Annotated in this window: 5 protein-coding genes and 1 tRNA gene; 4 read left to right on the forward strand and 2 right to left on the reverse strand. The window is 64.0% G+C overall.

The window, feature by feature from the left end:
- Nucleotides 1-443: dCTP deaminase (gene dcd / locus V7E05_RS07685; protein ID WP_333619082.1), on the reverse strand; the 443-nt coding region annotated here is incomplete at its 3' end.
- Between the two features lie 10 nt (nt 444-453).
- Nucleotides 454-1,305 (reverse strand): hypothetical protein, encoded by an 852-nt coding sequence (locus V7E05_RS07690; RefSeq protein WP_333619083.1) that lies wholly within the window; start codon nt 1,303-1,305, stop codon nt 454-456.
- 316 nt (nt 1,306-1,621) lie between these two features.
- Here V7E05_RS07690 and V7E05_RS07695 point away from each other — a divergent pair, with 316 nt between their 5' ends.
- From V7E05_RS07695 to V7E05_RS07710, 4 genes are all read left to right on the forward strand, one after another.
- Complete coding sequence (locus V7E05_RS07695) at nt 1,622-1,894, forward strand: hypothetical protein (RefSeq protein WP_333619084.1); 273 nt, start codon at nt 1,622-1,624, stop codon at nt 1,892-1,894.
- 46 nt (nt 1,895-1,940) lie between these two features.
- Nucleotides 1,941-2,014 (forward strand) — tRNA-Gly (locus tag V7E05_RS07700).
- Nucleotides 2,015-2,332: 318 nt separating this feature from the next.
- Nucleotides 2,333-4,729: a hypothetical protein gene (locus V7E05_RS07705; RefSeq protein ID WP_333619085.1), complete on the forward strand. Its 2,397-nt coding sequence runs from the start codon at nt 2,333-2,335 to the stop codon at nt 4,727-4,729.
- A 4-nt stretch (nt 4,730-4,733) separates the two neighbouring features.
- On the forward strand, nt 4,734-6,965 hold the full coding sequence (locus tag V7E05_RS07710; RefSeq protein WP_333619086.1) for an Ig-like domain-containing protein: 2,232 nt from the start codon (nt 4,734-4,736) through the stop codon (nt 6,963-6,965).
- Nucleotides 6,966-7,802 lie beyond the last annotated feature (837 nt).

Raw genomic sequence — 7,802 nt, forward strand, 5'->3', positions numbered from 1 at the left:
TGCCCGATCTTCATGTTCGGCCACAGGGTGATCGGCAGGTTCGCCACGTTCGAAAGCTCGAGCGTGATGTGGCCGGAGAAGCCCGGGTCGATAAAGCCTGCGGTGGAGTGCGTGAGCAGGCCGAGGCGGCCGAGGGAGGACTTGCCCTCGAGGCGGCCAGCGATGTCCGAGGAGAGCGAGACCTGCTCTAGCGTGGCGCCGAGCACGAACTCGCCGGGATGCAGTACGAAGGCCTCGCCCTCGGGGACCTCCGCGAGCACCGTGAGCTCGTCCTGCTGCTGCGCCGGATCGATATGCGTGTAACGGGAGTTATTGAAGACCCGGAAGTAGCGGTCGAGGCGCACGTCCACGCTCGACGGCTGCACTAGGGACTCGTCGAGGGGATCGATGCCGAGGCGGCCCGAGTCCAGGCCGGCGCGGATATCGCGATCGGAGAGAAGCACGTCGCCCAGGTTACCGCGCGGGATTCCGCGGGTGGAGTGCGCCGCGGCCCGGGCACATCCCGCACAGCTCGCGGATCTCGCGGCCGAGGTCGGCGATGGTCACGCAGTCCGAGCCGAAGCCGAGCCGCCATTCTCGACGCACGCCGAGGTGGTCGAGGGCCGAGAGCGTGACGCCGAAGCGGTCCATCGCAGTGACAGCCGCCGAGCGCGGCGGCACGCTCTCCCCCGACCACATGCCCTGCGGGTTGTCGACGCACAGATTGTCGATCATTTTCCGTGTGACGCCGGACGCCGGATCGTTGAGGCGGGCGAGCCACACCGCCTCGATGTCGGAGAAGGGATCGGGCTCCGCGAGCAGAAGGTCCGCGGGGTCGACGGCCTGGCAGCCCGTGGGTTCGACGAGGTCGACCGAGGCGGGCTCGATGATCGCGAGGCGAACCTCCGCCCCGACGGCGAGGAGCTCGGGGTGCGCGAGGTCTTCGGCGATCTCGAGCGCAAGGGCGCGCTGCTCCGCGAGGTTGGGGGGGCGAAGGGCACCGCCGACGGCTGCGATCCGGCGAATGAGACGGCCTGCGCCCCCGTCGCAGTGGCACGCGCCGATGAGCGAAGCGCCGGTTGAGCCGAGTTCGCCGGGGTACACGCAATCGAGTAGTTCGACGCGTGCGGCCGCATTGAGGAGCTCCGCCTCGCCGCCGAACAGCGGGATCCCGATGACCAAGTCGCCGCGGTGGAGCGCCGCGAAAATGAGGGGGAACTCGGCCACCGGCGGATAGCCTTCGACCGCCATGAGCTCCACAGATCCGGTTCCCGCTCGAACCATGGTGGCCAGTCGCTCTTCCGGTTCGGCGAACTGGATGTCCATGGAATCCTCCTGGGGGATCGTCGCGTCGAGGGAGTGACCCGGAGCTCCGGCCCGGGCCGGCGGCCGGAGAGGCTTCGGCGACCTAGAAGGTCGGCCTCTCGGCCCTGAAAGTAAAGCGACGCTCGGGGGTCCTGCCCGACCCCCGAGCGTCTAACGGAGCGCGGTCCGTGACGAGCCGCCGCACACGACTTTAGGTAAGGCTTACCTGCAACACAAGAGGGTGGCCGAAACTTTTCTCTGTGCCATCTCCGGCGGAGTACCCGCGAACGCGCGACCCCGATGGCGTTTGCCCGGGTCCAGGTGGTGCAATGGAGGCATGACACGCCCGGAAGAACCCTCGAAATACATTTGGAAATGGACGCCCATATCCACGCTGTGCCTCGGAGTCGGGGTGCTGGTGTTCCTTCTCGGGCTCACCGGAGGGCTTTCCGTGCTGTGGTCCATCGTGATCGGCGTGGTGGTTGGGCTCGGCGGTGCGATCGCCTTCGGTTTCGTGCCGAGGAACCCACCGAAGCCGGGGATCCACGGGCCGGGATCGATGCCGGGACGCCCCGGACGGGGCGACGGCCGGAATTCGGGCGGCAAATAACCTCGTGCTACGCTGTCCACACCTGCAGGCGATGCTTTGCAGGTACGCCGATGTAGTTCAATGGTAGAACTTCTGCTTCCCAAGCAGACAGCGCGGGTTCGATTCCCGTCATCGGCTCCACAGACAAGCCGGGGCCTGCATTATCGCAGGCCCCGGCTTTTTCGTGTGCGGTCTGGGGTTCGTTCACGACACTGCACGCCCGACTCTCCCTCAACCGCTGGGCACACTCGCGAGGATTCCTGCTCGTGTTCCGTTCACCAACCGGACCGACAACGCCCCCAAATGTGTACAAACTGAGAGTTGACACAGCGTTCTCGGCATACCAATGATCCGAAGTGGAATAGTGTCACCACTTGGGGGACGTTTATCGAGGTTATTGCTCCGTCGTCTGCCCTTCGCTTTCGCTCCATGCATCAATTCAGACTTCAGGAGTCATTTATGCGTCGACCCATCGCGGTGTTCTCGGCCCTGGGGCTGGTCATCGCCGCTGCCGCCATTCCACCTTCTGCCGCGGGGCAGGAAAACACCACTTCAACCTCGTCGTTCGCCACTACGTGTCGCATCAACGCCCCGAGCGTCCTCGGACAGGGCGGACCGATGGATGTCACTCCCGACAAGAATGTGTCCGTTCACGTGACCGCACCCGACCAGGTAACCGTCGGCGATCGATATGACGTCACGTTCCAGATCGACCCGATTTCGGTGTCGCTGGATTCGCTGCCTAGCATCGCGTCCTTGCAGCGGGCCTCTAGGCTCAAGCTGGATCTCCAGCGCCCGTCGGGAGCCAAGCTCGTCTCCTCGAAGCTCTCTGGCGGCAACCTCAATGTCTCGCAGGCTCAGATCATCACCGTTGACGAGAACGGCAATGCCAATCCGAACGGCAACGTCCTCCGCCTGACCGACAAGGGATACAACACGATCGGCAACGGCGGAAACGCGTCGACGAGCTCCCATGCCGGCCTCGGCATGGACCTCGCGAACAAGAAGTCGGTCGACCTCGAGTTCCCGACCGTCACCCTCACTTTCGAGGCTGAACGGGCGGGACACGCGGACATCGGAGTGCGTACGGAAGGCGCCGCTGCGAGTTACGGCACCAACCCGGCGAGCTTTCTCACTCTCACGGCATCAGCGAGCGCTCCGATTGTCGGCACCATCTTCGCTCCCACGTATTGCTCACCGCGAGCTTCCGCCACAGCCCCGATTTCTCCGCAGGCGGCGTCGATGAAGCGGACGGACATCGTCGGCATCGATACCACGACCCGCCTCGACGGCCCGGACGCCATTTACCTTCGCACCCCGGCCGAATTCGTAGCGACCGTCTCGCCGAATGTACCGGGGTCCGTCACATTCGTAAGCGGTAATCAGAGGACGACCGTCCCGGTGGACACGGAAACCGGCCAGGCGAAGACGACCTTGATCTTCAACTCCCAGCCGAGCGAGCCGGTCCGGGCACAGTTCACGCCAACCGACCCGCGCCATTCGACTTCCGAGGCCCAGCTCGATATCACCGTGGCGGCGCTCGAGACACCGCTCACTATCGACATTCCTTCCACCGCTTCGAGCAATACCCGAGTCCCGGTCAGCGCGACCGTGCCGTCAGACGCACGCGGGACCGTCACCTTCACCGGCGGTGGTCAGTCTCGTACCGTCGAGGTGCGCGATGGCCATGCCGCGTCGAGTCTCACGTTCACCGAGCCCGGAGAGGGAACGGTGACCGCCACCTACGAGCCATCCGCAACCTCCGCATACGGGAGCGCGCAGACCTCGGCGACTCTCACTATCACCAGGAACGCCGGGACCTCCCTCGCGCTCGAGGGCCTGGACCAGCCTGCGTACGTCGCCGAACCGGCGACCGTTTCCGCCGTCGTATCTCCGGCAGAAGGAACAGCAGCGCCCCAAGGAACTGTGCGATTCGTCGCCGGCGACCAAGAGCAGACCGCCGAGGTCGTCGACGGGCGCGCAGAAACCCAGTTCACGTTCGGCCATGAGGGCGATGTCGAGGTGACGGCCACCTACATCCCCTCCGGAACCGAGCAGACCGAGGCCACTGACTCCGGCACCCTCAGTGTTCTCGACACGGTCGCAACGAGTTCCAAGCTCTCCGGCCCCGAATTCGTGGAGCCCGGAGAGACAAACGAGTTCGCGATCGCGGTCGAACCGGCAGGCGCTTCGGGCACGGCAGCAGTGAGCATCGACGGGCACGTCGTCGCCATGGACGTGCCTATCACCGACGGCGAGGGCCACGTGTCCCTTACCTTCCCGGCCGCGGCCGAGACAGGCCGGCAGGTGACCGTGCAGTTCACCCCCACCGATGCGCGCAAGTTCCAACCGCACACTTCCATCCACACCGTGCGTGTTGGCGGCGATGGCGGAGGAACCAGAGCACTCGAGATGACCGTGACCGGCCCTGTTGCGCCCGTACATCCGGGCGCTCCGACGCCGATCCAAATAGCGGTGCACCCACAGGACGCCCCGGATTCAACTTCCGCGGAGGGCTACCTCACCGTGAAGAACAACGGGCGTCCCGTAACCACAGCCGACGGCGACGAGCTGCGCATTCAGGTCGTCCGGGGACTAGCACAAGCAAACTTCACCTTTACCGGAGCGACGCCTCCGTCGAAGGTCCTCGAGTTCACGTTCCATGGAACCAGCACGACGGAAACCATCTCCGAATCGATCACCATCACGGTGATCGGAGCGGATCCGGGCGACGACGTAGACGTCGATCCCTCGACCGGCTCCATCGGTTCGCTCGACCTCGCCGGACTCTTCGGCGACGGCAATTTCTCCAGCCTCGGCAGCCTCACCGGCTCACTTTCCCAGACAAGGAACTAGACCTATGCCAAGGATCCTCAGCACCGCGGCAGCGGCCGGTTTGGCTCTCGCATCGATCTCGGTGCTCGCTCCCACTGCGGGCGCGGTCAACAGCGCGCCCTTCACCGAAAACAAGTCGTTCGACTACACGTGCGCCGGCACAGAATACGAAACTCTTGGTGGCAGAACGACGAATAATGGGGCCCCGGCCCACGCAATCGTCAACTCCTCGCAGACGAACGTCACCTACCCGCGAGAGGTCTCGCCCGGACAAGCGTTCTCCGTGTACGTGCAACCCGGCACTTGGAAGACCACCGGCGAAGAGATGGGCAACGCGAAGTACGACATTGCTCTGCCCCCTGGCGTTGCCGTCACGGGAGTGAGCAGTGCCGGTGGCCAGTCGGGTATCTCTCAAAAGAATGGGAGCCTCAAGGTCGAACGGGTCGGCGCCGACGGTAACCCCAGCGCTTCCGGCGGCTTCGCTCGGATCTGGGGACAGAGCACCGTCAATAACGGCGGGAAGCAGAACACCAACGATCCGAAGAACGGAATCTACTCGGTACAGCGCGGCTCTTTCCGCTTCCCGACGGTAAAGATCGACCTCGTCGCGCCGGCCACCGCCGGGAAGTCGATCGACGTGGGACTCCGCGGCGCAGGGTCCTCGGCCGAGATTTCCGGAATCAACAGCGTACTGAGCTTCGGCCTCGACAAGCGCGACGGCCTCTTCGGAGCGGACAACTTCAATAACGACGACTACTGGTGCACCTCGCCCGCATCGACAGGTAAGCTCACTTCGACGCGGGTCATCGGCTCCACTACCGCGGCACTCACCACCACTGATCTCCATATCGAGACCGGAACCGTCGATACCAGGCTCGCTGCCTCTGTCACGTCCAACGCGAGCTCGCCGGCGCCCATCAACGAGGGCGAGGTCGAGTTCTTCGTCGACGGGGTCTCGATCGGCCGAGCGCCAGTGGTCAATGGCTCCGCGGAGACGACGCACACGTTCCCGCCTCTGGACGACCGGAACCCGGAAGCTCACGAGGTCACCGCCAAGTACCTCGGAGTGCCCAACAAGTTCGAGAGTTCGGCGGACTCGCAGACCACCGCTACGGTCGATCCCGCCCCAAAGGCCGTTGTCACCACGGAGACCACCCTCACAGCGAACAAGGGCGCCGTCTCCCAGGGGAATGGATCGGTCACACTCACGGCGACGCTCGACCCCAGCGACGGGCTCGACCTTCCGCTGGGTGCAAAGGTGGAGTTCCTCCGCGATGGAGAGAAGATCGCGGAGGCTCCAGTAACCGGAGTCACCGCAAGCTACACCGATAGTTTCGCAGTACCGCAGTCCGAGGGCGCGAAGCACACCTACGTCGCCCGCTTCCTCGGCTTCGAGACCGACGACAACATTTACGAGGCTTCCGCTGAAACCGAGCCTCAAGAGGTCGTCTTCAATGCCGAGTTCACCACTTCGGCGGAGGTCCACGTCTCTCCCGCTACCGTCCTCGTCGGGCACGCCGCCACCGTCTCGGCCACACTCTCCGCTAACGGTGCGCCCATCCCCACGGGCTCAAGCGTCACCTTCCGAGCCAACGGCCGCGATATCGGCACGGCCACTACCGACGACGATGGGACCGCAATCCTGGCCGAGCACGTGTTCACCGCGCCTGGTCGAAAGTCGATCGTCGCAGTGTTCGCGGGCCGCGACACGGACGACGGGAGGTATCTCCCTGTGACGTCTGAGCCCACAGATCTCATAGTCGAGGATCTCCCCAACGTGGGTTCGCAGACAGTACTCGACCTGTCGGCTATGTCTACGGTCGGCGACGAGGTCCTCTTTACCGCCACCGTGACGAGGGAGGATGGCTCGGACCTCACGTCGGGTGACGTCGAGGATCTGGGCTCGGTGTGGTTCTACCGCGACGGGGAAGCCATAGCATCTGCGCCTGTCACCATCGACCCGGTCACGAAGAAGGCGACCGCCACCTTCAAATACCGCTTCGAGAAAGAGGGCTCGTTCGATATGACCGCCCAGTATTCCGGTGCGACCATCGGCGAAGAGGTGGTCACGGCTTCGGACACCGACGAGGCCACCACCATCTCGGTGAAGCCGAACGGGGTGGTCATCAAAGACCCTGAGTCGCCGACGGATCCGAAGACGCCGACCTCTGGCTCGCTGGACCTCGGCAGCCTATCCGGCATCTCGTCCGATAGCTCACTGTTCGGAAGCCTCGCCCCGCTCACGGCAGGAAGCTAGGACCCTGTCGATAGGATTCAGCACTACCAACATCGGACCCCGCAGTTGAGCCATCCATCCAACGGCTCAGCTGCGGGGTTTCCGCCTTACAAAACGTCCGCCGGGCGCCATCGAGCGAGAGGTGCCGCTCACCCTGTCCGCTCCCGGCAAATTCGACTAGCGCCGCAATATCGAGATCGCGGACGGAGAGCAACCAATCTCCTCGCCCTTGCTGGGCAAGAAAGAAGCCCCCCAAGGGGGACGGCTCTCACACGGCTTTCGCAAAGTCGCCGTCAACACCACCTGCGACCCGCGTAGGAACGCCACCGATCCACCCATTCCCCGCTATTTCATGCGGAAATAATCAAATTCCCACTCACTAAAAATAATCGAATTCTCACAGAAATCAGCCACATTTGACGGCGCCTCGGGCGGGCACAGAGTGCCACTATCACCCGATCAGCGGCCACAATGCGAAGAAACAGCCCTCCGGCAGCCCTGTTCTCGTATTGCTGAGTACAATCGCCGTCATTCCCATTGACCTGCACAAACGACCACACTAAGCGGGCCGAAAACGGCCAACAGCCGTAGCCGGAACTTGTCACGACACCGGATCGCACTATTCTCAAACGGGTGACTTTGCGGTTCTACGGCAAAGAATTCAGCCGCAGACTCAAGTTTCGCGAATGCATGAAGTCGCCGTGTGTGGCAGGACAAAGTAGCAGCAGCCACGCGCATAATTCACCGGCGTCGGTGGTGGGGAGTTCCCAGGGCCCTTCGGGTCCCCTTCCCCGCGTTTCGGCGCCACGGGAGGAAATGTGTTCGGTCCGGATAACGTGCGCCGCCGCTGGCGCCCTG

Origin of the sequence: Dietzia sp. (genome assembly GCF_036741115.1) — a bacterium.
Taxonomy (GTDB): domain Bacteria; phylum Actinomycetota; class Actinomycetes; order Mycobacteriales; family Mycobacteriaceae; genus Dietzia.